The sequence below is a fragment of the Pseudomonas helleri genome (assembly GCF_045830615.1).
Lineage (GTDB): Bacteria > Pseudomonadota > Gammaproteobacteria > Pseudomonadales > Pseudomonadaceae > Aquipseudomonas > Aquipseudomonas helleri.
The window spans coordinates 71,577-96,208 of the sequence record NZ_CP174501.1; the positions used below are offsets into that span (position 1 = coordinate 71,577).

23 protein-coding genes are annotated in these 24,632 nt (G+C 57.7%); 18 read left to right on the forward strand and 5 right to left on the reverse strand.

The features are described from left to right. The 5 genes from argB (at nt 1) to ACJJU9_RS00390 (ending at nt 8,266) form a co-directional block, all read left to right on the forward strand. On the forward strand, nt 1-909 hold the full coding sequence (gene argB / locus ACJJU9_RS00370; RefSeq protein WP_048387078.1) for an acetylglutamate kinase: 909 nt from the start codon (nt 1-3) through the stop codon (nt 907-909). Between the two features lie 211 nt (nt 910-1,120). Next, nucleotides 1,121-3,151, forward strand: a complete 2,031-nt coding sequence (locus ACJJU9_RS00375) for a type VI secretion system tip protein VgrG (protein WP_407729820.1) — start codon at nt 1,121-1,123, stop codon at nt 3,149-3,151. After that, nucleotides 3,148-3,984 (forward strand): DUF4123 domain-containing protein, encoded by an 837-nt coding sequence (locus tag ACJJU9_RS00380; RefSeq protein ID WP_407729821.1) that lies wholly within the window; start codon nt 3,148-3,150, stop codon nt 3,982-3,984. The genes ACJJU9_RS00375 and ACJJU9_RS00380 overlap by 4 nt, the downstream gene beginning before the upstream one ends. Next, nucleotides 3,981-7,313 (forward strand): toxin VasX, encoded by a 3,333-nt coding sequence (locus ACJJU9_RS00385; protein WP_407729822.1) that lies wholly within the window; start codon nt 3,981-3,983, stop codon nt 7,311-7,313. Before ACJJU9_RS00380 ends, ACJJU9_RS00385 begins: the two co-directional genes overlap by 4 nt. Next, entirely contained in the window at nt 7,310-8,266 is a 957-nt protein-coding gene (locus ACJJU9_RS00390) for a hypothetical protein (protein ID WP_407729823.1), read from the forward strand. Before ACJJU9_RS00385 ends, ACJJU9_RS00390 begins: the two co-directional genes overlap by 4 nt. Before the next feature lie 68 nt (nt 8,267-8,334). On the opposite strand, the gene pyrE is transcribed toward ACJJU9_RS00390, so the two are convergent. Next, the gene (gene pyrE / locus ACJJU9_RS00395) at nt 8,335-8,976 is read right to left on the reverse strand and encodes an orotate phosphoribosyltransferase (protein WP_407729824.1); all 642 of its coding nucleotides are present in this window, start codon (nt 8,974-8,976) and stop codon (nt 8,335-8,337) included. 82 nt (nt 8,977-9,058) lie between these two features. Between pyrE and ACJJU9_RS00400 the strand changes: the two genes are divergently transcribed. Next, entirely contained in the window at nt 9,059-9,838 is a 780-nt protein-coding gene (locus ACJJU9_RS00400) for an exodeoxyribonuclease III (protein WP_048372400.1), read from the forward strand. 60 nt (nt 9,839-9,898) lie between these two features. Here the strand turns inward: ACJJU9_RS00400 and ACJJU9_RS00405 are convergent, their stop codons facing one another. Continuing rightward, nucleotides 9,899-10,837 carry a GlxA family transcriptional regulator gene (locus ACJJU9_RS00405; protein ID WP_407729825.1) on the reverse strand — a complete coding sequence of 313 codons (939 nt, stop codon included), beginning with the start codon at nt 10,835-10,837 and terminating at the stop codon, nt 9,899-9,901. A gap of 109 nt (nt 10,838-10,946) precedes the next feature. Between ACJJU9_RS00405 and ACJJU9_RS00410 the strand changes: the two genes are divergently transcribed. Continuing rightward, complete coding sequence (locus ACJJU9_RS00410; RefSeq protein ID WP_407729826.1) at nt 10,947-11,747, forward strand: SDR family NAD(P)-dependent oxidoreductase; 801 nt, start codon at nt 10,947-10,949, stop codon at nt 11,745-11,747. A 68-nt stretch (nt 11,748-11,815) separates the two neighbouring features. On the opposite strand, the gene ACJJU9_RS00415 is transcribed toward ACJJU9_RS00410, so the two are convergent. Together ACJJU9_RS00415 and rph are read right to left on the reverse strand one after the other, a co-directional pair. Continuing rightward, nucleotides 11,816-12,184, reverse strand: a complete 369-nt coding sequence (locus tag ACJJU9_RS00415; protein WP_048372394.1) for a DUF4870 domain-containing protein — start codon at nt 12,182-12,184, stop codon at nt 11,816-11,818. A gap of 34 nt (nt 12,185-12,218) precedes the next feature. Then, nucleotides 12,219-12,941 carry a ribonuclease PH gene (gene rph / locus ACJJU9_RS00420; protein ID WP_048389122.1) on the reverse strand — a complete coding sequence of 241 codons (723 nt, stop codon included), beginning with the start codon at nt 12,939-12,941 and terminating at the stop codon, nt 12,219-12,221. 193 nt (nt 12,942-13,134) lie between these two features. On the opposite strand from rph, the gene ACJJU9_RS00425 reads away from it, so the two are divergent. From ACJJU9_RS00425 to ACJJU9_RS00455, 7 genes are all read left to right on the forward strand, one after another. Further along, complete coding sequence (locus tag ACJJU9_RS00425) at nt 13,135-13,998, forward strand: YicC/YloC family endoribonuclease (protein WP_048389125.1); 864 nt, start codon at nt 13,135-13,137, stop codon at nt 13,996-13,998. A 12-nt stretch (nt 13,999-14,010) separates the two neighbouring features. Further along, complete coding sequence (gene gmk, locus ACJJU9_RS00430; protein WP_407729827.1) at nt 14,011-14,631, forward strand: guanylate kinase; 621 nt, start codon at nt 14,011-14,013, stop codon at nt 14,629-14,631. 168 nt (nt 14,632-14,799) lie between these two features. Beyond that, nucleotides 14,800-15,063, forward strand: coding sequence for a DNA-directed RNA polymerase subunit omega (rpoZ, locus tag ACJJU9_RS00435; RefSeq protein ID WP_016782707.1), 264 nt, complete (start codon nt 14,800-14,802; stop codon nt 15,061-15,063). A 60-nt stretch (nt 15,064-15,123) separates the two neighbouring features. Next, nucleotides 15,124-17,229: a bifunctional GTP diphosphokinase/guanosine-3',5'-bis pyrophosphate 3'-pyrophosphohydrolase gene (spoT, locus tag ACJJU9_RS00440; RefSeq protein WP_048372386.1), complete on the forward strand. Its 2,106-nt coding sequence runs from the start codon at nt 15,124-15,126 to the stop codon at nt 17,227-17,229. 24 nt (nt 17,230-17,253) lie between these two features. Next, a complete protein-coding gene (locus ACJJU9_RS00445; RefSeq protein ID WP_153432836.1) occupies nt 17,254-17,634 on the forward strand; it encodes a RidA family protein in 381 nt (126 codons plus the stop codon). 72 nt (nt 17,635-17,706) lie between these two features. Then, a complete protein-coding gene (locus ACJJU9_RS00450; protein ID WP_407729828.1) occupies nt 17,707-18,456 on the forward strand; it encodes a hypothetical protein in 750 nt (249 codons plus the stop codon). 288 nt (nt 18,457-18,744) lie between these two features. Next, nucleotides 18,745-19,869, forward strand: coding sequence for an IS481 family transposase (locus ACJJU9_RS00455; protein WP_407729199.1), 1,125 nt, complete (start codon nt 18,745-18,747; stop codon nt 19,867-19,869). A gap of 368 nt (nt 19,870-20,237) precedes the next feature. Here the strand turns inward: ACJJU9_RS00455 and ACJJU9_RS00460 are convergent, their stop codons facing one another. Beyond that, on the reverse strand, nt 20,238-21,098 hold the full coding sequence (locus ACJJU9_RS00460; RefSeq protein WP_407729829.1) for an SDR family oxidoreductase: 861 nt from the start codon (nt 21,096-21,098) through the stop codon (nt 20,238-20,240). Nucleotides 21,099-21,286: 188 nt separating this feature from the next. Between ACJJU9_RS00460 and exbB the strand changes: the two genes are divergently transcribed. The 4 genes from exbB to ACJJU9_RS00480 all read left to right on the forward strand — a co-directional run bounded on the left by exbB (nt 21,287) and on the right by ACJJU9_RS00480 (nt 24,629). Beyond that, nucleotides 21,287-22,267, forward strand: coding sequence for a tonB-system energizer ExbB (gene exbB / locus ACJJU9_RS00465; RefSeq protein ID WP_048371195.1), 981 nt, complete (start codon nt 21,287-21,289; stop codon nt 22,265-22,267). A 6-nt stretch (nt 22,268-22,273) separates the two neighbouring features. Next, nucleotides 22,274-22,699, forward strand: coding sequence for a TonB system transport protein ExbD (gene exbD, locus ACJJU9_RS00470; RefSeq protein ID WP_019828186.1), 426 nt, complete (start codon nt 22,274-22,276; stop codon nt 22,697-22,699). Then, nucleotides 22,696-23,442 (forward strand): energy transducer TonB, encoded by a 747-nt coding sequence (locus ACJJU9_RS00475; RefSeq protein WP_048371193.1) that lies wholly within the window; start codon nt 22,696-22,698, stop codon nt 23,440-23,442. Before exbD ends, ACJJU9_RS00475 begins: the two co-directional genes overlap by 4 nt. A 266-nt stretch (nt 23,443-23,708) precedes the next feature. Next, on the forward strand, nt 23,709-24,629 hold the full coding sequence (locus ACJJU9_RS00480; RefSeq protein ID WP_153331249.1) for a hydrogen peroxide-inducible genes activator: 921 nt from the start codon (nt 23,709-23,711) through the stop codon (nt 24,627-24,629). Nucleotides 24,630-24,632 lie beyond the last annotated feature (3 nt).

A 24,632-nucleotide genomic window follows, 5' to 3' on the forward strand; every position in this document is an offset into this window, starting at 1 on the left:
ATGACCCTCGAACGTGATGCCGCCTCTAACGTCGCCAAGGTTTTGTCCGAAGCGCTGCCTTACATTCGCCGCTATGTCGGCAAGACGCTGGTCATCAAGTACGGCGGCAACGCGATGGAAAACGATGACCTGAAAACCGGTTTTGCGCGCGACATCGTGCTGATGAAAGCGGTGGGTATCCACCCGGTCGTGGTCCACGGTGGCGGCCCGCAAATCGGTGATCTGCTCAAGCGTTTGTCCATCGAGAGTCATTTTATCGACGGCATGCGCGTGACCGACTCGCAAACCATGGACGTTGTTGAAATGGTCCTGGGCGGTCATGTGAACAAGGAAATCGTCAACCTGATCAACCGTCATGGCGGCAGCGCTATCGGTCTGACCGGCAAAGATGCCGGTCTGATCCAGGCCAAAAAGATGGTGGTGAAGCGCCAGACCCCGGAAATGACCACGCCTGAAATCATCGACTTCGGTCATGTGGGCGAAGTCACCGGGATCAACACCGATTTGCTCAACATGCTGACCAAGGGTGACTTCATCCCGGTCATCGCGCCGATTGGTGTGGGCCCGGACGGTGAGTCGTACAACATCAACGCTGACTTTGTGGCGGGCAAAGTGGCTGAGGCGCTGAAAGCTGAAAAGCTGATGCTGCTCACCAACATTGCCGGTTTGATGGATAAGGAAGGTCATGTGCTGACCGGCCTGACCACCGCGCAGGTCGACGGGTTGATTGAAGACGGCACCATCTACGGCGGCATGCTGCCGAAGATTCGTTGCGCGCTGGAAGCCGTGCAAGGTGGCGTGACCACCGCGCACATTGTCGACGGCCGTGTACCGAACGCCGTACTGCTGGAAATCTTCACCGACACCGGTGTGGGCACGTTGATCAGCAACAGCAAGCCTGCTGCTTAAGCCTCAACCCTCCCGCTGTAGGCGCGGGCTTGCCTCGCGATCTTTTGACCGTTTAAAAGATCGCGAGCAAGCCTGCTACCACACAGATTTACGGATCTCCGACAACGAAGGCCGTATTCCCTCGTAAGTAGAGACTCCTCCTACATCCTGCGCTGTGCCCATCCTTTAGCGTTCACTCCTTTGCGCTGACCTCACGTCAGAGGAGTCATGGATGCCCGCATTTGCTCGCGACAACTCGTTCAGGCTGAACATCAGCCGTTGTCCTCATCCCGTTGAGGTGCTGGCTTTCAGCGGTGACGAAGCGCTCAACACGCCCTTTGCCTTTGACGTTGAGCTGGTGTGTGATCGCGCAGATCTGGACCTTGAAGCGCTGCTGCACACCCCGGCTTTTTTGGCCTTTGATGACCTTGAGCGCGGTATCCACGGGCAGATTTATCAGATCGTCCGATGCAGCCCTGGCAAGCGCTTTACGCACTATCGCCTGACGCTGGTGCCACGTTTGGCCTACCTGAAACACCGTACCAATCAGCGCATTTTTCAGAACCAGACCGCGCAGCAGATCATCGAAACCCTGCTCGAAGAGCACGGCATTCTCGGCAATGCGTACGGTTTCACGTTGCAATCGACCTACGAACCTCGCGAGTACTGTGTGCAGTACGCCGAGTCCGACCTGCATTTCATTCAGCGGCTGTGTTTTGAAGAGGGCATGCATTACCACTTCAAGCATTCGTCTGATGCCCACTACTTACAGTTCGGTGATGGACAGGCGGCTTTTACCTCGTTGCAACCGGCAACACCTTACATGCCCAGCGGCGGGATGGCGGCCGACTCGGCGGCGATTCAGGGGTTTGATCTGCGTTTGCAAACCCGAACCAACAGTACGGCGCGGCGTGATTACGACTTTAAAGCTGCCAGCCGCACGCTGGAGGCCGACAGCCAAAGCGACCTCAAACGGCGTGCGCTTGAGCATTACAGCTACCCCGGTCGCTTCATCAGCGATGCTCAAGGCGAGCGACAAAGCCAGCGAGCGCTGGAGCAGCATCAGAGCGATTATCGCCAGGCCAGCGGCCACAGTGATCAGCCGACCTTGAGCAGTGGTCACTTTTTAACCCTCAGCGAGCACCCTGTTAGCGACTGGAATGTGCCGTGGCTACTGACCCATGTTCACCATGAAGGCAAGCAGCCGCAGGTGCTTGAAGAGCAAGGTGGCCGCTTAACGCTCTTGCATTCGCCGGGCTTTAGCCAAGGCTATCGCAACCACTTTGTGGCGATCCCCGAGGGCGTGACGTACCGTTCGCCCGTGGTGTTTGCCAAGCCGCGCATCCATGGCAGCCAGACCGCCCGCGTTACCGGTCCGGCGGGGCAGGAGATCCACTGCGACGCGTTCGGCAGGGTCAAGGTCAGCTTCCATTGGGACCGCAGCGGGGCGAGCGACGACACCAGCAGTTGCTGGCTGCGCGTCGCCTCCAGTTGGGCGGGCGACAGCTATGGCGCGGTGACGATTCCGCGGGTCGGCATGGAAGTACTGGTCAGCTACCTGGAGGGTGATGTCGACCAGCCGGTGATTTCAGGCTGCCTGGTGTCGAGCCTGACCCCGACGCCGCTCAAACTGCCTGCCGATAAAACCCAAAGCACCTTGCGCAGTCGCAGCACGCCGGGCGGTGGCGGCTACAACGAATTGCGCCTTGAAGACCGCCAGGGCCAGGAAAAAATCTACCTGCATGCCCAGCGCGACATGCAGCAACACATTGAAAACGACAGCCGCTTGCAGATCGATGGCCAGCGCGAAGAAACCATCAGCGGCGCCAGCGTGGTGGTGCTCAAGGGCGAAGACCAGCAAACCGTCAGCGGCGATCGCAAAGTGCAAGTGCAAGGGAATGACTTCCAGGCCGTCGCCATGACCAGCCACACACGGGTGGGGATGGTTATGGCTGTTGAAGCCGGGGTGCACGCGCATTTCAAGGCCGGGGCCACGCTGGTGGTCGATGGCGGGCCACTGCTGACCCTGATGGCGGGCGGGCAGCACCTGCAACTGACGCCGGTGGGGATTTACAGCAGTTCACCGATCTTGCCGGGCGGGGTGCCGATACCGGGCATGCCAGCAGTGCCGGCCAGTACGGAGGGGGTCGAGGCCATGACAGCACTGGCGCTTGAGTCGCAAAAACGCGCCTTTGCCAGTGCCAGTGCTAAGCGGGCACCCGTGTGCCTGGCCTGCGAAGCCTTGCAGGAGGGGCAGATATGACCCGCGCATACCTGCTGCTCGACAGCCATCTGATCCCGAACATCTCTGCGCGCCTGTTTGAGTTGGCGAACATCACGGTTGCGCATTCGCTGTACCTGACTACCCGCTATGCCGAGATGGCTTCTTTTGGCCCGGTGCTGGTTAGCGTCGAACCGGGCAGTGCGCTGGCCAACACCTTTATTGAGCAATGGCAGGGCCGGGCGGGTATCTGGCTGGAGTCTGACGCAGACGAAACCCTTGTTTTAGAGCACCTGCGTAGCCTGATCCATGTCCGGCTTGCGGGCGATGTCACGGCTTTTTTCCGTTTCTACGACCCGTGCATTACCCGCCTGTGGTTGGCAGATCTGGCAGAGGCTGAGCGGGATCAACTGATGGGCCCGGTTCGCGTCATCAGGCTGCCGGAGGGTGTGGTTATCCAGCAGAACAACCCGCATCAACCCTGCGCCCGCTACGCGACGACGCCGTGGCTGACGTTGAGTGCGCAGACGCTGGAGCATCTGTGCCAAGCCCGGCGCGAGCACTTTACACAGCGCCTTGTTGAGCATGGCCAGCGCTACTTTGCGCCGTGTTTGCAGGGTTTGGACGAGCCGGCGCAACAGGCATGGGCGCTGGGTTGTCAGCGCAATGCGGCGCGCCACGGCTACAGCGCCGATGACGAAGTCATGGCCTGGGCAAGCCTGTATGCCGCTTACGGTGATGAGTTTCCCGAAGGCCCGGAGCATGCGGTCTATCGCCAGGTGTTGAGCCAGCGAGCAGTCGCCCCCGAACAGCGTCTGGAGCAGTTACTGGACGAATTGATGACGCAAATGAAGCCTGCAGAGCGTGCGCTATGAACCTTGATAAAAGTCTGGCTTCAATGGTCAACCTGTCTGATGCCCGGCGCGCCGCCAGTGCCTGCGAACACGTTGATATCAACAGCACCGTTCAACAGTGCCCGGCCAGCCAGCCGCATTTATTTGTCGTGCCGGTGCGTTACGCCCTCAGCGAAGAACCCGCCAGCCATCCGGCGTGCCAGCCCGGTACACAGACCCAAAGCCACCCGATGGCTGCGCGCCTTTTGCGCGCAGGGTTTGTCTATGTGTGGCAAGGCAGCGGCCCGTTGCAGCGCTATGCAGTGGCTGAAAACAACCTGCTGCTCAGCCAGGGACTGGATGAGGATGACACCGTCGTCCAGTCCGGCACCTTGAGTGGCTTGGCGCTGGCCAAGCAACAAGACGCCTGGCTGCTCTACAGCGAAATCCCCCTCAACCCGGCCGCCTGCGCCGGCCTGCACGACCCTCAACAGCGCGCCAAACGCATGCGTCTACTCGACCTGCGGCAAGTGGCCAATACGTTGCAAGCGCCGCATTGCGCGCCGTTGAGTGAATCGAAAAGTGTGATGGCCGAGTTGATTCCGAGCACCTATGACTTGGCGATGGCGATTGATTACCAGCGTCATCAACCGGCTTTACGCGCCAGTGCGGACCAACTGGGCAAGAAGGTCATGGCAGATCCGTCGCCCGACAACATCAAGGCCTACACCGATGCCATGCATTGGCTGCATGAGCGGGAAAAAGTGTCGGCGGGCTACCCGGCTGTGTCGGACGACGTCACGCCTCCGGGGGAATGGAGCGCTGAGCAATGGACTGCCACCCGCACACAAGACCTGATGGAGCGGGCTCATGTGCAGGCCCGCGGGTTGTTCACGGTATTGGCCTGCCTTGACGATGACCTGGGTGTTTTGCGCGACATCAACCATGAGCAAGAACTGATCGAGTCGCGGCATGAGCAATGGCAGGCCGATAACAACCTGCGGCTGAGTATTGGCGGGTTTGTGCGGAGTTTGATTACGGAGGATCCCGACGAAGTGATCGGTATGCTGGTTTACCGCTATCGGGAACAAGATATTGAACTGACGCGTGAGCAGGCGCAGATGTTGCTGGACACACGTACTCGGTTAGAACAACTGGCCAGAGAGCGTTACGCCGCCAATGTGCCTGATGGATCTCCATTCACCAAGCAGCAAGCCGATATTCGACTACACGAGATACATCTTCGCGAACAGGCTGCGGTTGCGCCGATCCGCGGGTTTATACCGCTGAAGTTTCATGACGAAATTATGGAAATGGTGCTTGAGTACCAGGTTAATAAACTCAGTAACACGCACAACACTCACGCCAGCGACAAAGTCGAACAATACATCGACCTGCCCGCCATGAACCAATGGCTCGACGAAACGGCCCCGAAACACTTTGATCACCTGAAAGAGCGACACGAAGCCCTGTATGCCGACCGTGGCGCCTACCTGCCGCGTCACCATAGCGGTACGTGGTTTGTGGATTATCAAGACAGCGACCACCGCCAATGGCTGGATGAACTGGCATTGGCCTGCCTGAGCGCGCAGTGCTTGCGCACAGTTGGCGCTGAGCAATATGCGGACTATGTGCGCAGTGCGGATGACGGGGCGTTAAGGCAGTTGTTTTATGGGTGGAGCCCCACACTCGAAGGCGCGGTCAATACCAACAGCCGCGCAACGGAGTTGATGGCTGCGCTAGAAGTTGAAAATCAGGCCAATGCGATGGCGGCGTTGAGCAAGGCGTTGGGGCCACAAGGTGTGAATATTCTGTCTGACCTTGGTGTTAGGTCGGGTAACGTCAATAGCTTGTGGAACACCCTTTTAAAGCGCTTGGGCGCGTCGTTGCTGCTGCTTGGCAGCAAAGCGGGCGAACCATTACAAGGGCCTTGGCTGGCGATAATGAGTGCCACCCGAGCGGGGCATCAAATTGGTTTGCGGTTAATAACCCAAGGTAAGCACCAAATGTTGGTGCAGTTTGGCAAGGCGGCAGAAGATCTTGCCCAATGGGTTAATACCACCGGTAAAGCCATCGGCCGTGGCCACATTGCAAAAATCGTCGACTCGCCCGCCGTTAAAAACAGCGGAGGGTTAATAGCCCTGACGGCGTTACTGCTCAATAGCTGGAATGCCAGTAATTATCTGGGGCAGGCCGGAGTACTGGAGGGGATGGATCAGCAGCGGATATACGACACTTATTCAGCAACGCTCTATGCCGGGGCGGCATTGGTGGCGGTAATTGATAGTCAGGTCAGGGGAGGGGTGAAGGACAAGGCGATTGCACTCAAGCTTCCCAATAATACTTGGGTTAGTGTCCCTGTTTTAACTCTTTTTGGGGGTGTGATTGGTGGTCTATCTGCAGGTGCTGCTGCTATGGAGTTTCTGTCTTTACAGAAACAGATAGAAAATGCTCACGGTACTATTGATCCGTGGTTAACGATGCGTCGAAATATAGTAGGTGGTCAAGTTATCGCCTTTGCAACTCAGGCTTTGTTCGGTTTGATTTATACCTTCAGAGCGGTTTCTGGAGGGCTCACAGTAAGCGCAGCAGTGGGAGGGTACTTGTTATGGATGGGGCCGCTTAATTTGTTAATTGCTGTACTAGGCGTGTTGTATCTGATTGCCTGGTATTTTCAGCAATCACCGATGCAAAGTTTTTTAAATAATTGCTGCTGGTCAAAGTCTCGCGCCCGCGATCTAAGTCCAATAAATTTGGATGCTCAGCAAGATGAACTTAATCGTTTGTACGGGATTCTTTATGTTCCTAGAATCAGCTTTGAATCCGAAGAGCAAAGTAGTGTGATGAGTTCTTTGCAGTCCGGTGTAGTGAATAGTTCGGTCAAAAAACTCACCATTGATCTGCCAGGAGCTGAGCCCAGTAATGTTTATCTTGAATTAAGTATGGTTGGCAATCCACTAGATACCCTAGCAATGCGTGAGCGGATAAAAAGTGGTGAGGGGAAATACTCTCCTGAAGAGTCCATGCAAGATGTTGGCAAATATTGGGTGCTCGCAAGTCGTTGTGAGTGGATTCCGCATACTCAAGGGCAGGGTTTACGCTTGAGCGGCCCATTCAACACAGTCCCTGACTTGTATGGCTCCAAACCCACAACAATATTTTTGCGCTTGCGATACAACACACCTTTAACTTCAATGCTAGGACTCCACAATTTTGTGGGTGGAGATCGAGGGGTGGCATTCACGTTGAGTGCCGCGACTGGAGTAATAGCTTTGCGTAATGACCCAACGCCAGAGTTGGATATCGCTAAGCGTTATCCGTTGGGCGGCCAACAGTGTTCAATTTTTTTGCAGCCAGGCATAAAACGATGAGCGCACCAACCGCCGGGACAAGTAACACTGGCTTGTTTTCACAGCGAGATTATTTGGCTCCCTTGCCAATACCAACAGGGGAGAAGCCAACCGATACACTGAACCTTGTTTGGAGAAAAAACGACATATTTATAGATATTGGTAATTACAGCATTGGTTCAGCTTTGATGATTTTATGGCCGATGGCATTGCTTTATTTTGGGATGGCTTTTGGGTTTTTGAGCATAGCACCTGACTTTAGTGAAATTATGTTTGTCATAGGCGGAGTCAGTACAGGCATTCCTGCGCTAATGCTGGCTAATATGCTTTACCGCCCAACCCCCTTACCCATTCGCTTTAATCGCCAACGCCGTGAAGTCTGCGTACCGCGTAAAGATGGCGAGTATTGGATTGTGCCCTGGGAAACGGTAACTGCCGCTGCGGCGCAGAGTTCTTCAGTCAGTCAAGCAGGTCGGAATACCTCAGGGATGCTGTTTATAGGCTTTGATAATCCAGACCCTCATGCTGAAGAAGATAACAAGCACTCTTATTGGGGTTTTAATTGCGGGGGGAATGAAGCGGCAATGTCAATGTGGGAGTGCATGCGCAGTTTTATGGAGATTGGTCCTCATGCATTACCGCAAACGAATGACTTTGAAGGCAGTCGTGGCAGTTTGAAAGGACGAGGAATTGTCTGGGGCACATGTTGTGAATACGCGAAAGGTATTTGGCTCCATTTGCGCGAGGGTGAGTTTTTTAAGGCCGCGTGGTTAATTATCGGTATCTTCATTTTCGGCGGCCCCATCGTCTTCATGCTGCAAACCTGGAAACTCTCCCCGCCACCAACCTTTGACGACCCCGACATCATCGAATGGTCCAAACCCCTTCCGCCCGAGCAATGGGCCAAGCGCTCCCCGGAACTGGAACTCGCCATCGCCCGGCGCGAAGCTGAATTGGCCGCACAGGCGGGTTAATCCGCACAAACAATACGGGGGAGGCGCGACAGGTGTCGTGCCTCCCCCGTGGGGAACAGCGGGGCTGTTTAGATCCCGTACTGCGCCCGGTAGGCTTCAACGGCTGGCAGGTGTTGCTTCAAGGTTTCGTCTTCGGCCAGATATTGCAGAACCTGGGTCAACGACACGATGCTGACCACCGGGATGCCGAAGTCGCGCTCGACTTCCTGGATGGCCGACAGCTCGCCATTGCCGCGCTCCTGGCGGTTGAGGGCGATCAGTACGCCGGCCGCTTTGGCGCCTTGGGCGTTAATGATTTGCATGACTTCACGGATGGCGGTGCCGGCCGTGATCACGTCGTCGATGATCAGGATGTCGCCTACCAGCGGCGAACCGACCAGGCTGCCGCCTTCGCCGTGGGCCTTGGCCTCTTTGCGGTTGAAACACCATGGCATGTCGCGATCATGGTGCTCGGCCAGAGCGACGGCGGTGGTCGCGGCCAAAGGGATGCCTTTGTAAGCCGGGCCAAACAGCACGTCGAAATCAATGCCGCTGTCAACGATGGCGGCGGCATAGAAGCGCCCCAGTTGAGCCAGCGCGGAGCCGGTGTTGAACAGGCCGGCATTGAAGAAGTAGGGGCTGGTACGCCCGGACTTCAGGGTGAACTCACCGAAGCGCAAAACGCCGCGATCAATGGCAAAACGGATAAAGTCGCGCTGATACGCTTGCATGAAAATGGCCCCAGATACCACGGATTTAGCTAATTAGTAAGACGGCGTGTATCATACACGCACGTGATTTTTGGGGCCATTTATGCGGATCATCAGTGTGAACGTCAATGGTATTCAGGCGGCAGTCGAGCGCGGTTTGCTCAGTTGGCTGCAGGCTCAGAATGCCGACGTTATCTGCCTGCAGGACACCCGCGCCTCCGCCTTTGAACTGGACGATCCAGCCTACCAGCTGGATGGCTACTTTCTGTACGCGTGCGAAGCTGAAGTCCCTGCCCAAGGCGGTGTGGCTTTGTACTCGCGGTTGCAGCCGAAAGCAGTCATCACTGGGCTTGGCTTCGAGACGGCCGATCGCTACGGGCGCTACCTGCAAGCCGATTTCGATAAGGTCAGCATCGCGACCTTGCTGCTTCCTTCGGGGCAGAATGGCGATGAAGACTTGAACCAGAAGTTCAAGCTAATGGACGATTTTGCACGCTATCTGGATAAGCAGCGTCGCAAGCGTCGTGAGTACATTTACTGCGGCTCGTTGTACGTGGCGCAGCAGAAGCTCGACATTAAAAACTGGCGTGACAGCCAGCAGTCTCCTGGTTTCCTGGCGCCTGAACGGGCCTGGATGGATGAGATTGTCGGCAACATGGGCTATGTCGATGCCCTGCGTGAAGTCAGTCGTGAAGGCGATCAGTACAGCTGGTGGCCGGACAACGAACAGGCCGAGATGCTGAATCTGGGCTGGCGTTTCGACTACCAGTTGTTGACCCCGGGTTTGCGCCGCTTTGTTCGCAGCGCTCGCTTGCCGCGTCAACCACGCTTCTCGCAACACGCGCCGTTGATCGTGGACTACGACTGGACACTCACTATCTAAGTGTTCTTTCGCTGTCATAAAAATGCCCGTATCCCACGATACGGGCATTTTTTTTGGCGGCTAAGCCTGCAAGTGCAGCGCCCGACGGAGCATTTGAGGTGGCTGGCCAAAGGCGCGGATAAAGGCTCGACGCATGCGCTCCGGGTCGCCAAAACCGCTCTCACGCGCCACGCTGTCGATACTGTGGGCACCGGACTCAAGCATCAAACGGGCCGCCTCAAGGCGTAGGTTCTCGATGGCCTTGGCCGGGGACTGGCCTGTTTCGCTGCGAAACAAGCGGCTGAACTGGCGAGGGCTCAAGTGGGCGACCTCGGCCAATTGCTCGACCGACAGCTCTTCGCGCAGGTGCTCCTTGGCGTAAGTCAGCGCGGTTTGCACGCGGTCGGACTTTGGCTCGAGTTCCAATAACGCGGAAAACTGCGACTGCCCGCCAGCGCGGCGATGGTAAACCACCAGCTTTCTGGCCACGTCACGCGCTACTTCTGCGCCCAAATCCTGCTCCACCAAGGCCAGGGCCAGATCAATGCAGGCGGTCATGCCCGCGCTGGTCCACAGCTTGCCGTCGACCGTAAAAATGCGGTCCTCTTCCAGCTTTACCTTGGGAAACGCCTCGCGAAAGGTACGGGCGTGAAACCAGTGCGTGGTGGCTTTGCGGCCATCCAGCAAACCTGCGGCTGCCAGCAGAAATGAGCCGGTACAGGCGGAAGCCAGGCGACGCGATGTAATCAGGGTGTCCTGCAAAAAAGGGATCAGCGCCGGTGTGGGTTCTATCAATTGGTTGTCGCCCAGCACCAGCACCGTGTCATAGCTGCGTTGCTTGAACGCCTGCGTCTCGACGCTAAAACCCATGGAGCTGGGCACCAGGCCGCCCTGCTCAGAGATCAAATCCACGCGATAGAACGATTGCCCGCTGAGCAGGTTGGCAAACTCAAAGATGGTGCTGGTGGACAGGCAAAGCATCTGAAAGCCGGGCGACAGAAGAATACCGATGGTGACCATGAGCATGTCCTGAAAGGTGGGATATATGACATTGCTGACATCACCATACGCTCATAACCTGAACCTCAACAAGGCCGACTCCTTACCCGGCCATTTTGGAGCAAGCGTTATGAGTGAACACAAAGGCTATGCCCTGGTTACGGGCGCTTCCTCGGGGATTGGTGCGGTGTATGCCGATCGTTTGGCGCAGCAGGGCTACGACCTGATTCTGGTGGCCCGCAACCAGCAGCGGCTGGAAGGTCTGGCGGCCCGGTTGACCGCGCAAACCCGGCGCGATGTTCAGGTGGTGGTCGCTGACCTCAACCAGCCTGACGATTTGGCGCGTGTCGCCGCCCTTTTGCAAGACGACAAGCGCATCAGTCTGTTGGTCAACAACGCGGGCGTGGGAGCCGGGGGCACATTGCTGGAGTCTTCCGTTGAAGCAATGGACGCGATGATTTTGCTCAACGTGCTGGCGCTGACGCGTCTGGCAAAAGCCGCTGCCGGTAACTTAGTCGAACAGGGCCGTGGCACGATCATCAACATTGCTTCAGTCGTCGCCGTGGCGCCGACATTGCTCAATGGCGTATATGGCGCAACCAAAGCCTACGTGCTGGCCTTCAGCGAATCGCTGCGCCACGAACTCAGTGATAAAGGGATCAACGTGCACGTCGTGCTGCCGGGTGCGACGGCGACCGAGTTTTTTGCAGCGGCCGGCATGTCGGTAGATGCCTTGCCGAAGACGATGGTCATGACCACCGAGAAGCTGGTCGACGCGGCGTTGGCGGGCTTGGCCCAAGGTGAGGCTGTGACGGTACCGTCTTTGCCGGACAGCGCAGATTGGGCGGCTTTTGAGGCGGCGCGCCAAGCGCTGTTACCCAACCTCTCGCGCAACGAACCCGCCGCCCGCTACGGCGTAACAAGCGCCTGATAAACCGGTAGGAGCGAGCTTGCCTCGCGATCTTTTGACCTAAAAAGATTGCGAGGCAAGTCTGGGGCTTACTTGATCGGCCGCCAGGTGAAAGGGTAGCGGTAGGCCACCCCGTCATTGGCTTTGACGCCGGCAATCACCACCAGCACCACGGCGCCGATAAACAGCAGGCCGAGCAAGACGAAGCCAATCAGTACAAACATCAGCACGTAGCAAATGGCCGAAGCAATCGCCACGGTGATCTGAAAGTTCAGCGATTCTTTGCCCTGCTCGTCAATAAAGGGGTCGCTCTCGCGCTTGAGCTGCCAAATGATCAGCGGCCCAATCAGGTTGCCAAACGGAAACCACATCCCCAGAAACGCCGCAAAGTGACAAAACATTGCCCATTGGCGGGCTTCGCGGCTCGGCTTGGGGTTTGAAAGGTCGAGCTCTGTCATGGCGTTCTCCTGTCGGTCATCAAGGGCTTAGCGATCAGTCTGCCAGCGCCGCTTGTTGCAGTGCGAAGATGTCGGTCATGCCTTGTTGAGCCAGTGCCAGCATGGCGTTCAGTTCGGCAGGCTGGAACGGCGCGCCTTCGGCTGTGCCCTGAACCTCAATAAAACCACCGGTGCTGGTCATCACGACGTTCAAGTCGGTTTCGGCTGCCGAATCTTCAGGGTAGTCCAGATCCAGCACCGGCTCGCCCTGGTACATGCCCACCGATACAGCGGCGATCATTTGCTTGATCGGGTCGCCGCCTTTGAGGCCGCCACGCTTTTTGATCACTTTGAGGGCATCAACCAGAGCCACCATGGAGCCGGTGATCGACGCGGTGCGGGTGCCGCCGTCGGCCTGGATCACGTCGCAATCGACGTACAGGGTGATGTCGCCCAGTTTGGACATGTCCAGCGCGGCGCGCAGCGAACGGCCGATCAGGCGCTGGATTTCCAGGGTGCGACCGCCTTGTTTGCCACGGCTGGCTTCACGCTGGTTACGCTCGCCGGTGGCGCGCGGCAACATGCCGTATTCAGCGGTCAACCAGCCTTGGCCCTGACCTTTAAGGAAGCGCGGTACGCCGTTCTCGACGCTTACGGTGCAGATGACTTTGGTGTCACCGAACTCGACCAGTACAGAACCCTCTGCGTGTTTGGTGTAGTTGCGGGTGATGCGGATCGGGCGGAGCTGATCGGCAGCGCGACCACTTGGACGTTTCATGTGGGATACCTGTACGGGACGGAAAACTGCCGAGCATTATAAAGGCCGTGACCGATCCGGGCACATTTAAAACGCAATCCAGTGTTGTAGCGCCTTTACGACAGACGCCATTTGGGGCCATCCGCTGCACTGCGCTACAATCCGCCCCCTTAATAGCCGCCCGGCTTCACTCATCAGATCGCGAGGTACCTCCATGGTGCACAGCATGACCGCCTTTGCCCGCGTCGAAAGCGCCGGCACTCAGGGAACCCTGAGCTGGGAGCTGCGTTCGGTCAACAGCCGCTACCTGGAGCCGCATCTGCGCTTGCCAGAGTCTTTCCGCGAGCTTGAAGGGGCGGTGCGTGAAGCGCTGCGCCAAGGTATTTCCCGAGGCAAACTGGAGTGCACCTTGCGCTTCACCGAAGAAACCACGGGCAAGCCGCTGCAAGTCGACCGTGAGCGCGCCGCGCAACTGGTGGCTGCTGCCGAAACCATTGCCAGCCTGATCAAGCAGCCCGCGGCCCTCAATCCGCTCGAAGTGCTGGCCTGGCCCGGCGTGCTGGTGGCCGATGCTGCCGACCCGCAGGCCCTCAACAATCAGGCGCTGGCGCTGTTCAAGCAAGGTCTGCAAGAGCTCAAAAACGGCCGTGAGCGCGAAGGCGCCGAGCTGGCGCGTTTGATCAGTGACCGTTTGAGCGCCATTGAAAGCGACGTAGAGACCCTGCGTGAGCTGGTCCCGCAAATGCTCGCCACCCAGCGGCAGAAGGTGCTGGATCGCTTTGCCGACATGAAAGCCGAGCTGGACCCTCAGCGCCTTGAGCAAGAAATGGTCTTGCTCGCGCAAAAGAGTGACGTCGCAGAAGAACTGGACCGTCTGAGCACCCACATTCTGGAAGTGCGGCGTGTGCTCAAGTCGGGCGGTGCTGCCGGCCGTCGGCTCGACTTCCTGATGCAAGAACTCAACCGGGAGGCCAACACCCTCGGTTCCAAGGCATTCGATCCGCGCAGCACCCAGGCTGCGGTCAACCTCAAAGTGTTGATCGAGCAGATGCGCGAACAAGTACAGAATATTGAGTAAGGCTTCCCCCACATGAACCACAGCACTGGCACTCTCTACATTATTTCCGCGCCTTCAGGGGCCGGGAAAAGCAGCCTGGTCAAGGCCCTGATCGACATTGAGCCGCAGATCCGCGTCTCGGTGTCACACACCACCCGGGCCATGCGCCCCGGCGAAGAGAACGGCGTGCACTATCACTTCGTCGAGCGCGAAGAGTTCGTGAAAATGATCGAGCACGGTGATTTTCTTGAGCGTGCTGAAGTGTTTGGCAACCTGTATGGCACCTCGCAAAGCTACTTGCAGCAGACGCTGGATGAAGGTCATGACCTGATTCTGGAAATCGACTGGCAAGGTGCCGAGCAGGTTCGCAAACTGATGCCTCAGGCACGTTCGATCTTTATCCTGCCACCGAGCCAACAAGCCCTGCGTGAGCGCCTGGACAATCGCGGGCAGGACAGTGCCGAGATTATTGACGGCCGTATGCGCGAAGCCGTGAGTGAAATGAGCCACTACGTCGACTACGACTACCTGATCATCAACGACGACTTTGCCGTGGCACTGGATGACTTGAAGGCCATTTTCCATGCCAGTCGTCTCCAGCAAAAGCGCCAACAGCAGCGCTACGGTAAATTGCTGGCCGAATTGCTCGGTTAATCAGCGCTTCCCAAAACCCCTGCAAGGGCTTTACATTGGCACTTACAGAGACGTTGGGCAGGGTGAGTGAAAAATCAGCGCTTCCCTAATGGCTGGTGATTTTTTAAACTGTCGAGTCCGCTCGCCCATCCGGGCAGCGCGCACATTGTATTTGCTACGAGGAAGACCATGGCCCGCGTAACCGTTGAAGACTGCCTAGAACACGTGGATAACCGCTTTGAGCTGGTCATGCTGTCTACCAAGCGTGCCCGTCAGCTGGCCACCGGTGGTAAAGAGCCTCTGGTTCAGTGGGAAAACGACAAGCCTACCGTTGTTGCCCTGCGCGAAATCGCAGAAGGCCTGATGAGCTACGAGTTTATCGCCAACGCTGAAATCGTCGAAGACGAACCGCTGTTTGCAGCGTTCGAGGACGAGTCCAACGAGGCGAACTAAGCCTATGCCCGGTCGACGTAGTACGGCGAAGGGTTCACAGTTTTGGCAGGAGGCTCCCTCATGCCGAGCATAGACGCCCTCGCCGACAGCTTGTCGACCTACCTCAGTGCGGACCAGGTCAATCTGGTCCGACGAGCGTATTTCTACGCAGAACAAGCCCACGACGGCCAACGCCGACGTAGCGGTGAGCCTTATGTCACGCACCCGCTGGCAGTGGCAAACATCCTTGCCGACATGCATATGGACCATCAAAGCCTGATGGCGGCCATGCTGCATGACGTGATCGAAGACACCGGTATTGCCAAAGAAGCGCTGGTTGCGCAGTTCGGTGAAACCGTGGCCGAACTGGTCGATGGCGTCAGCAAGCTGACCCAGATGAACTTCGAAACCAAAGCCGAAGCCCAAGCTGAAAACTTCCAGAAAATGGCCATGGCCATGGCCCGCGACATTCGCGTGATTCTGGTCAAGCTGGCAGACCGCTTGCACAACATGCGCACCCTCGAAGTGTTGTCCGGCGAAAAACGCCGGCGGATTGCCAAGGAAACCCTGGAAATCTACGCGCCCATCGCCAACCGGCTGGGCATGCACAACATTCGTATCGAATTCGAAGACCTCGGTTTCAAGGCGATGTACCCGATGCGCTCGGCGCGCATTTATCAGGCGGTCAAGCGCGCCCGGGGCAATCGCAAAGAGATCGTCAACAAGATTGAAGAGTCCCTCAGCCACTGTCTGGCCGTCGACGGCATTCAGGGCGAAGTGAGCGGGCGGCAAAAGCACATCTACGGCATCTATAAAAAGATGCGCGGCAAGCGTCGGGCGTTCAACGAGATCATGGACGTGTACGCGTTCCGCATCATCGTCGACAAAGTTGACACCTGCTACCGCGTGCTGGGCGCTGTGCATAATTTGTACAAACCGCTGCCGGGCCGCTTCAAGGACTACATCGCAATCCCTAAAGCCAACGGCTATCAGTCGCTGCATACCACGCTGTTTGGCATGCATGGCGTACCGATCGAAATTCAGATCCGTACCCGTGAAATGGAAGAAATGGCCAACAACGGCATCGCCGCGCACTGGCTGTACAAGTCCAGTGGCGACGAGCAGCACACCGGGACTCACGCCCGGGCGCGGCAATGGGTCAAGGGCGTGCTCGAGATGCAGCAGCGCGCCGGCAACTCCCTCGAATTTATCGAAAGCGTAAAAATTGACCTGTTCCCGGACGAGGTCTACGTCTTTACGCCTAAAGGCCGGATCATGGAGCTGCCCAAAGGCTCCACGGCGGTCGACTTTGCCTACGCGGTACACACCGACGTCGGCAACAGCTGCATTGCCTGCCGGATCAACCGTCGTCTCGCGCCGCTGTCCGAGCCACTGCAAAGCGGCTCCACGGTTGAGATCGTCAGTGCACCGGGCGCACGCCCGAACCCGGCCTGGCTCAACTTTGTGGTCACCGGCAAGGCGCGCACACACATTCGCCACGCGCTGAAACTGCAGCGCCGTTCCGAGTCCATCAGCCTCGGCGAACGTTTGCTGAACAAAGTGCTTAACGGCTTTAACAGCGCGCTGGACAAGATCCCCGCCGAACGCGTTCAGGCCATGCTCCAGGAATATCGCCTGGAACACATCGAAGACCTGCTTGAAGACATCGGCCTGGGCAACCGCATGGCATATGTCGTGGCCCGACGCCTGCTGGGCGAGGGCGAGCAACTGCCGAGCCCTGAAGGCCCGCTGGCGATTCGTGGTACAGAAGGCCTGGTGCTCAGCTACGCCAAATGCTGTACGCCGATTCCGGGCGACCCGATTGTCGGCCACCTGTCGGCGGGTAAAGGCATGGTCGTGCACCTGGACAACTGCCGCAATATCAGTGAAATCCGTCATAACCCTGAAAAATGCGTCCAGCTATCATGGGCCAAGGACGTTACCGGCGAATTCAACGTCGAATTGCGCGTCGAACTGGAACACCAGCGCGGCCTGATCGCCTTGCTGGCCAGCAGCGTCAACGCCGCCGACGGCAACATCGAAAAAATCAGCATGGACGAACGCGATGGTCGAATCAGCGTGGTCCAACTGGTAGTCAGCGTGCACGACCGTGTGCACCTGGCGCGCGTGATCAAAAAACTGCGCGCCCTTACCGGGGTCATCCGCATCACTCGTATGCGTGCGTAGCCACCTAATTACAAGGAGTCACCCATGTCCAAGACTGTAATCACCAGCGATAAGGCACCTGCAGCGATCGGTACTTACTCTCAGGCGATCAAGGCTGGCAATACCGTCTACATGTCCGGTCAAATCCCGCTGGACCCAAAAACCATGGAACTGGTTGAAGGCTTTGAAGCCCAGACCATTCAGGTGTTCGAAAACCTGAAGTCGGTAGCTGAAGCAGCGGGTGGCTCGTTCAAAGACATCGTCAAGCTGAACATCTTCCTGACCGACCTGAGCCACTTCGCCAAGGTCAACGAGATCATGGGCAAGTACTTCGAACAGCCGTACCCGGCACGCGCAGCCATCGGCGTTGCCGCACTGCCTAAGGGTTCGCAAGTCGAGATGGACGCCATTCTGGTACTCGAGTAATACCCTCGGCGCAGCACATTCATGCTGCGCCAACCCCCTCGCTTCTCCCCCCCGCTTTAAAAGGATTCCACTATGCGCAAAGCGCTAGCCTTGTCACTGCTCGCCGTATTACTGGGCGGCTGTGCCAGCGAACCTGCACCCCGCGATATCAGTGGCGTCTGGATTAACCAGGGCGCAATCGATGAAGCTGCCAAGGGCGGCAACCTGCGTGAAGCCTTGCTGGCTAACGGGCCGAACCTTGAATGGGACATCGACGCCAAAAACGCCAAAGCCAACTACACCAACGGCTTTGAGTGGGTCGAAGGCAAATTGACGCCTGGCCACAAGGGCGCCTGGCAAGTGGCGGTGTATGGCAGTTCGGCCATCGAGCTTAATGTGCAGGGCGCAGAGCTGGTTCAGGCCGCTTCAGACGCCGACCCTCAGCAGTCCTTTGTGCGCACATCCCTAAAGCTGAGCAGTGATGCCCCGTTGGGCACGAATTTCGAGTACGCGCTCAAGGCGGCCTATCTGGGCGGTCAGTGGCGTGTGATCAGCGGCGTGGGGCAGGGCAATACCGTGACCTTTATGCCGGACGGTCAAGTCAAAGGCCTGCCCAACAACAACGCCTACGCGCTGTGCATGGCGGGCGACTGCGCGTCCATGAGTGGCGAATACGACAGCCTGTGGCTGCAACAGGACGAAGTCGGCGCCGCGCATATCTTTGTGCGAAACGGCAACCGACTTGAAATCTTCCAGGCGCTGGACTCCGCCAAGCCTGACGAAATGCCCCAGCTCTACCCTGGCAAACAGGAATGGGTGCTGGAGAAACAGCCCGCTATGTAAACAGGCGTAGGAGCTGCCGCCCCGTCTTCGACGCCGCGCTGTCGCGCAGCAAACAGGCCGCCGAGTATCTTCAGCATCCCCCAATCGGTTCCCTCTCCTTCGGGAGAGGGCTAGGGTGAGGGGCTCTTGACTTGAGTACATATCCGTTGCTGCGGCAACGGCCACTTAGGGTTCCGGCCTTACGCCGCGTCACTTTGCAAAAGCGTGTAGAGACCGGACACATGGTTGACGGGTGTACGGGGACATGGTGGACACTTTTCGGTGAGCTAATTTCGCCGGAGAACCATCATGCCTTGGAATACGAGAGACGCCATGAGCCTGAAAGAAGAGTTCGTTGCTTTAGCACGGCAACCCGGCAGCAATAAACGCGAGCTGTGCCGACGATTCGGTATCAGCCCGCAAACAGCTTATAAGTGGCTAGAACGCTACAAAGCCCAAGGTAAACCGGGCTTAGAGGAGAAGTCCCGCAGGCCTAATATGAGTCCGAAACTGACTCAGGCCGGTTTGGAGTCTGAGGTCTTGGCGATTAGACAAGACAACCCTGCATGGGGCGGACGCACAATCAGCAGCCTGTTGAAAAATCGTATCGCCCCCAGCACCGTCACTAACATTCTGCATCGGCACGGCCTGATTCAGCCTTCTGACAAGGGGCCACCGGCCAAGCTGAGGTTTGAACATGCTGCGCCTAACGACCTTTGGCAGATGGATTTCAAAGGACACTTTGCGATGCAACAAGGCCGATGCCATCCCCTAACGCTGCTGGACGACCATTCCCGATTCAACTTGGCTATACAAGCTTGTGATAACGAGCGTGGGGACACGGTGCAGAAGAAGATGATCGAGGTTTTCCGAACTTACGGCTTGCCAGCCCGCATCAACGTCGATAATGGCCCGCCTTGGGGCTCACCGCGTAATCCCGGCGAGATCACGGAGTTGAGTATCTGGCTAATCCGCCTAGGCATCCGGATAAGTTTCAGCCGCCCTTATCACCCGCAAACCAATGGGAAAATTGAGCGTTTCCATCGTTCACTGAAAGCCGAAGTGCTCAATGGTCGGCATTTTTCTACGTTGACTGACGCTCAAACGGCTTTCGACCGGTGGCGTGAAATTTACAACCTACAGCGCCCCCATCAAGGGTTGGACTACCAGGTGCCAATGGACCGGTACCGGTCTAGTCCCTGGGCATATCCGCAGCAGCTATCGGAGTTTGAATACGGATCGGATGACGTATTGGCCAAGGTTTACCACAGTCGGTTTCGCTTCCAGAAACGTTATTTCAGCATCGCCAAGGGTTTGGTTGGGCAGCATATTGCTATACGCCCAAACCCAGAAAGCGATCAACTGTTTGACGTCTACTTCTGCCATCACTTTTTGCGAACTATCGACGTGAACAAACCGGACTACGGTTCATAATGTGTCCACTATGTCCCCGCACATGTGTCAACCATGTGTCCGGTCTCTACAAAAAGCGGCAAAGTAACCAAAACGCTTTTGCCCCTACCCCTCGGTGCCTCGCTTTGGCTCGGCATGCCCTCACCACAGGCCTTGCTCCGTAGGCCCGCCGCGATCGGCCATCCATGGCCGTGTCGCGGCTAACCCGGCGTCCTGCCGGGTTACCCACTGCGCAAAACCTGCGTTCGGCCAGCGTGGTTTAATGGGGCCTTTTAGATCAAGATCAAAAGCAAGATCTAGATCAAAAGATCGCGAGCAAGCTCGCTCCTACAAAGCCTTTAAAATCAATCACTTATTTTATGTTTGATAAGAGCTGCCGAAGGCTGCTCCTACGGTTTAATAGCGTCGAGAATCGCGGCATAGCCTTCACGGTAGCTTGGGTAGCGCGGCTCCCAGCCCAATGCTTTAGCCCGTGCGTTACTGCAACGCTTGCTGCCCGCACGGCGCACGCTCGCCTCTTCGGCCCATTCGGTCACACCCAGGCGCTCACGCAACCAGTCCACCACTTCAGCCAGCGGCGCGGGTGCGTTGTCGACACCGATGTAGCAGTCCTCCAGCGTTTTGCCCTGATCAGCCGCCTCCAGCAAAAAGGCCAGCAGCCCGGCAGCGTCATCGGCGTGAATGCGGTTGCCGTACAGCGGCGGGTTGACCGCAACCCGATAACCCTTGCGCACTTGCCCCAGCAGCCATTCCCGGCCCGGCCCATAAATGCCGGTCAGGCGCACGACACTGGCGGGTACACCGCTGCTCAGCGCCAGTTTCTCGGCCTCGAGCATGATGCGGCCGGAGTAATTGGTGGACTCGGCAGGGGAGGTTTCATCGACCCATTCCCCGTCTTGCTGCACATAAACGCCGCTGCTGGACACAAACAACAGGCGCTTGGGCTGCTGGTTATGCTGTTTGAGCCAGCTCAAGGTGTGCTTCAAGCCCTCAACATAAGCCGCCTGATAACCCGCCTCGTCGTGTTCGGTGGTCGCGGTGCTGTACACCAGGTAATCAATCTGGCCGGTCGGCCAGTCAGCCGGGCATGCCTCATTGAACAGGTCGCCTGCGACACCGATGACGCCTGCCGGCAAGCGATCGATGGAGCGGCGCAGCCCATAGACCTGCCAGCCTTTATCGAGCAACTGAGTGGCCAAGCGACTTCCGACATCACCGCAACCGACGATCAACGCTGTGGCATTGGACATCTCAAAACTCCTTACTAAATGTTACAAAAATGGCTGAACGGACACGACCAAGGTCGTGACATTTGAAAAAAACAAGTGCATTCGCTTTTGTTAACAAGAATTACTTGCAATAATAACGCATCGTTTGCCCTGGGTCTCAAGACGCGCTGTAGGGCAATTCTTCTTTTCTTTCTTCAGGTCCGGCTAGCATGACACGCAATCAACCCACCGCTTCGCCAACCCAGCTTTCGAGCCCTTCACGTCTATGGCGTGGGCTTGCGGCGCTGATGTTCAGCTTCTTGCTGGCACCTGCTGCGGCCTTTGCCGATGAGCCTGCTGCCCCCGCTGCACATTCTGCGACCGAAGCTGCGGCCCCTGCGCCTGTTGCTGCCCCTGTCGCGACCGACCCTGCCCTGGCAGAAGGCGCTGGCGCACCGGCCGAAGATGCACCACAAGTGATCGCCGAAGAAGACAACAGCCTGGGCATGGCCCACGACCTGTCCCCATGGGGCATGTACAAAAACGCTGACATCATCGTAAAAATCGTGATGATCGGCCTGGCCATTGCGTCGATCATCACCTGGACCATCTGGATTGCCAAAGGCTTTGAAGTCCTGGGCGCCAAGCGTCGTCTGCGCGGTGAAATCGCCAACCTGAAAAAAGCCCGTACCCTTCAGGAAGCCAGCGAAACTGCTGCCAAAGAAGGCACCCTCGCGCACCTGCTGGTACAAGACGCGATGGAAGAAATGCGCCTGTCGGCCAATAGCCGTGAGAAAGAAGGCATCAAGGAACGTGTGAGCTTCCGTCTTGAGCGCCTGGTAGCGGCCTGCGGTCGTAACATGAGCAGCGGCACCGGCGTGCTGGCAACCATCGGTTCCACCGCCCCGTTCGTCGGTCTGTTTGGTACCGTGTGGGGCATCATGAACTCCTTCATCGGTATCGCTAAAACCCAAACCACCAACCTGGCCGTGGTTGCACCGGGTATTGCCGAGGCCTTGCTGGCCACTGCACTGGGTCTGGTTGCAGCGATCCCTGCGGTAGTGATTTACAACGTCTTCGCCCGCTCCATCACCGGCTACAAAGCTCAGGTGGCTGATGCGTCGGCAGAAGTGTTGCTGCTGGTTAGCCGTGACCTCGATCACCTGCCGCCCGAGCGCAGCTCGCAACCGCACATGGTGAAAGTGGGGTAATCGGCCATGGGCCTGCATTTAAAAGAAGGCGATGACGATCTCGCCGAGAACCATGAAATCAACGTCACCCCCTTTATTGACGTGATGCTGGTGCTGTTGATCATCTTCATGGTGGCCGCACCGCTGGCCACTGTGGATATCAAGGTTGACCTGCCCGCTTCGACCGCCAAACCGGCGCCGCGGCCAGAGAAACCGGTGTTCCTCAGCGTCAAGGCTGATCAGCGCCTGTACCTGGGCGAAGAGCCGGTCACGGTTGAGGCGTTGGGTCCGACCCTGGATGCCAGGACTCACAACAACAAAGACACGACGATCTTCTTCCAGGCCGACAAAGGCGTGGACTACGGTGACTTGATGAGCGTGATGGATGCACTGCGCGCAGCCGGTTACTTGAAGGTAGGTCTGGTCGGATTAGAGACGGCAGCCAAGAAATGACCATAGCGCGCCAAAAGATGACGCGTTACGCAATCAGCTTGGCCGTGGTGTTGGGTGTCCATGCAGTGGCAGTGATTCTTGCCCTGCAATGGTCCAACCCACGGGCTATCGAACTTCCACCGCAAGCCATGATGGTTGATCTGGCGCCGATGCCAGCACCACCACCGCCTGCACCGCCGAAAGTGGTGACACCACCGCAACCACCGGCCCCTGTGGAAGAGTTGCCGATACCCAAGCTGGCTGAAGCGCCCAAGCCGAAGATCGCTGTTCCTAAACCGGTCAAACCCAAGCAAAAGCCTCAACCGCCCAAGCCTGTGGAAAAACCTGATCCGGTCAAAGAAAAGCCGTCAGAAGAGAAACCAAGCGACGCCACGCCGACCAAAGCGCCGACTGAAAAGTCTGCTGCACCGGCTCCTGGCCCGTCGCCACAACAACTGGCTGCCAAAGCCAGCTGGGAAGGTACGTTGCTGGCCCACTTGGGCAAGTACAAGAAGTACCCACCAGCGGCGCAGTCGCGAGGCAAGGAAGGTCTGAACCGTCTGCGCTTCGTGGTCGACGCTGAAGGCAAGGTGCTGTCCTACGAACTGGTAGGCCGCTCTGGCAACGCGGATCTGGACCGGGCCACCCTGGAAATGATTCGCCGGGCACAGCCATTGCCCAAGCCGCCGCCAGAAATGCTGACCAACGGCAGCATCGAAATCGTGGCACCGTTCGTTTATTCCATCGATAAACGTCGGCGTTAACACCAAAAAGGGCACCTCAGGGTGCCCTTTTTGCATGTTGGCCCCGCCCCTGTAGCCGCTGACGAGGTACGAAGGCTGCGATGCGGGCCACAGGACCGCCGTTCGGGGTCGCTTCGCAACCCATCGCAGCCTCATGCTTCGTCAGCGACTACAAAGCAGCGGATGAAACCTGCCGCAGTCACTGTGGTTCCCCGGGCAATGAGTGATAACGTGCGTCTATCGATTGCAGCCGTTATGCTTGGCTCGTCAATACAGGGACGCCCGCTATGACTCTTACTGAATTGCGCTACATCGTTACGCTCGCCCAAGAACAACACTTCGGCCATGCCGCCGAGCGTTGCCACGTCAGCCAGCCGACGCTGTCAGTGGGCGTGAAAAAACTGGAAGACGAACTCGGTGTGCTGATTTTCGAGCGCAGCAAAAGCGCTGTGCGTCTCACGCCAGTGGGTGAAGGCATCGTTGCCCAGGCGCAGAAGGTGCTTGAGCAAGCCCAGGGGATTCGCGAATTGGCCCAGGCCGGTAAGAACCAACTGACCGCGCCGCTCAAAGTCGGGGCGATTTACACCGTTGGCCCTTACCTTTTCCCACACCTGATTCCGCAACTGCATCGGGTCGCCCCGCAAATGCCGTTGTACATCGAAGAAAACTTCACACACGTGCTGCGCGACAAACTGCGCAACGGCGAGCTGGACGCGATCATCATTGCGCTGCCTTTCCATGAAGCCGACGTGCTGACGTTGCCGCTCTACGACGAGCCGTTCTACGTGCTGATGCCGAGCGAGCACCCGTGGAGCAAAAAAGACACCATCGACGCCAGCCTGCTCAACGACAAAAGCTTGTTGCTGTTGGGTGAAGGCCACTGCTTCCGTGATCAGGTGCTTGAGGCCTGCCCGACGCTGACCAAAGGCGCTGATGGCGCCAAGCACACCACCGTGGAATCCAGCTCGCTGGAAACCATCCGCCACATGGTGGCCTCGGGTCTGGGGATTTCGATCCTGCCGTTGTCAGCGGTCGACAGCCACCATTACGCCCCCGGCATTTTGTCGGTGCGCCCACTGACCCCGCCGGTGCCGTTTCGCACGGTAGCGATTGCCTGGCGCGCCAGCTTCCCTCGGCCAAAAGCCATTGAAATCCTCGCGGACTCGATCCGCCTGTGTTCCGTGGCCAAGCCACCTGCCGCGACGTAAGAA

Bases quoted from the DNA above. Each gene is read 5' to 3' on its own strand.
- argB (WP_048387078.1), top strand. From the start codon at position 1: ATGACCCTCGAACGTGATGCCGCCTCTAACGTCGCCAAGGTTTTGTCC.
- ACJJU9_RS00375 (WP_407729820.1), top strand. From the start codon at position 1,121: ATGCCCGCATTTGCTCGCGACAACTCGTTCAGGCTGAACATCAGCCGT.
- ACJJU9_RS00380 (WP_407729821.1), top strand. From the start codon at position 3,148: ATGACCCGCGCATACCTGCTGCTCGACAGCCATCTGATCCCGAACATC.
- ACJJU9_RS00385 (WP_407729822.1), top strand. From the start codon at position 3,981: ATGAACCTTGATAAAAGTCTGGCTTCAATGGTCAACCTGTCTGATGCC.
- ACJJU9_RS00390 (WP_407729823.1), top strand. From the start codon at position 7,310: ATGAGCGCACCAACCGCCGGGACAAGTAACACTGGCTTGTTTTCACAG.
- pyrE (WP_407729824.1), bottom strand. From the start codon at position 8,976: ATGCAAGCGTATCAGCGCGACTTTATCCGTTTTGCCATTGATCGCGGC.
- ACJJU9_RS00400 (WP_048372400.1), top strand. From the start codon at position 9,059: ATGCGGATCATCAGTGTGAACGTCAATGGTATTCAGGCGGCAGTCGAG.
- ACJJU9_RS00405 (WP_407729825.1), bottom strand. From the start codon at position 10,837: ATGGTCACCATCGGTATTCTTCTGTCGCCCGGCTTTCAGATGCTTTGC.
- ACJJU9_RS00410 (WP_407729826.1), top strand. From the start codon at position 10,947: ATGAGTGAACACAAAGGCTATGCCCTGGTTACGGGCGCTTCCTCGGGG.
- ACJJU9_RS00415 (WP_048372394.1), bottom strand. From the start codon at position 12,184: ATGACAGAGCTCGACCTTTCAAACCCCAAGCCGAGCCGCGAAGCCCGC.
- rph (WP_048389122.1), bottom strand. From the start codon at position 12,941: ATGAAACGTCCAAGTGGTCGCGCTGCCGATCAGCTCCGCCCGATCCGC.
- ACJJU9_RS00425 (WP_048389125.1), top strand. From the start codon at position 13,135: ATGGTGCACAGCATGACCGCCTTTGCCCGCGTCGAAAGCGCCGGCACT.
- gmk (WP_407729827.1), top strand. From the start codon at position 14,011: ATGAACCACAGCACTGGCACTCTCTACATTATTTCCGCGCCTTCAGGG.
- rpoZ (WP_016782707.1), top strand. From the start codon at position 14,800: ATGGCCCGCGTAACCGTTGAAGACTGCCTAGAACACGTGGATAACCGC.
- spoT (WP_048372386.1), top strand. From the start codon at position 15,124: ATGCCGAGCATAGACGCCCTCGCCGACAGCTTGTCGACCTACCTCAGT.
- ACJJU9_RS00445 (WP_153432836.1), top strand. From the start codon at position 17,254: ATGTCCAAGACTGTAATCACCAGCGATAAGGCACCTGCAGCGATCGGT.
- ACJJU9_RS00450 (WP_407729828.1), top strand. From the start codon at position 17,707: ATGCGCAAAGCGCTAGCCTTGTCACTGCTCGCCGTATTACTGGGCGGC.
- ACJJU9_RS00455 (WP_407729199.1), top strand. From the start codon at position 18,745: ATGCCTTGGAATACGAGAGACGCCATGAGCCTGAAAGAAGAGTTCGTT.
- ACJJU9_RS00460 (WP_407729829.1), bottom strand. From the start codon at position 21,098: ATGTCCAATGCCACAGCGTTGATCGTCGGTTGCGGTGATGTCGGAAGT.
- exbB (WP_048371195.1), top strand. From the start codon at position 21,287: ATGACACGCAATCAACCCACCGCTTCGCCAACCCAGCTTTCGAGCCCT.
- exbD (WP_019828186.1), top strand. From the start codon at position 22,274: ATGGGCCTGCATTTAAAAGAAGGCGATGACGATCTCGCCGAGAACCAT.
- ACJJU9_RS00475 (WP_048371193.1), top strand. From the start codon at position 22,696: ATGACCATAGCGCGCCAAAAGATGACGCGTTACGCAATCAGCTTGGCC.
- ACJJU9_RS00480 (WP_153331249.1), top strand. From the start codon at position 23,709: ATGACTCTTACTGAATTGCGCTACATCGTTACGCTCGCCCAAGAACAA.